Annotated in this window: 1 protein-coding gene; it reads left to right on the plus strand. The window is 45.2% G+C overall.

Annotation, left to right across the window (positions count from 1 at the left end; all coding sequences use genetic code 11):
• On the plus strand, positions 1–236 hold a 236-nt coding region (locus D0T57_RS15465; RefSeq protein WP_163274357.1), incomplete at its 5' end, for a hypothetical protein.
• Positions 237–321: the final 85 nt, after the last annotated feature.

The raw sequence follows: 321 nt of genomic DNA on the forward strand, positions 1-321 counted from the left end.
AATGGCTGATACGCGAACTATTGGAAGCGTACAAATTGACAGGAAAGGCTGATTACCTAACAGAAGCCGAATACCTTACCGACTATGTGTTGGATATGTTGCGCAAAGTACCTATGGTGACTGTCGACGGAGAAGATAAGATACAGCTCAAAGGATCACGGCCCATTGTATGCCTGACTATACCACATAAACGGTCAAAGCCTCCTCGCATATCTACTGCTACCGAACACAGGTAGTAGGTGGCACCCTTCATTCGTCGACATAAATGCCCGAGGCAACAATAAAGCTGTTGGAATAGAAGTGTTTCTCAAGCACTATGAT

Origin of the sequence: Dysgonomonas sp. 511, assembly GCF_010501105.1 — a bacterium.
GTDB lineage: Bacteria > Bacteroidota > Bacteroidia > Bacteroidales > Dysgonomonadaceae > Dysgonomonas.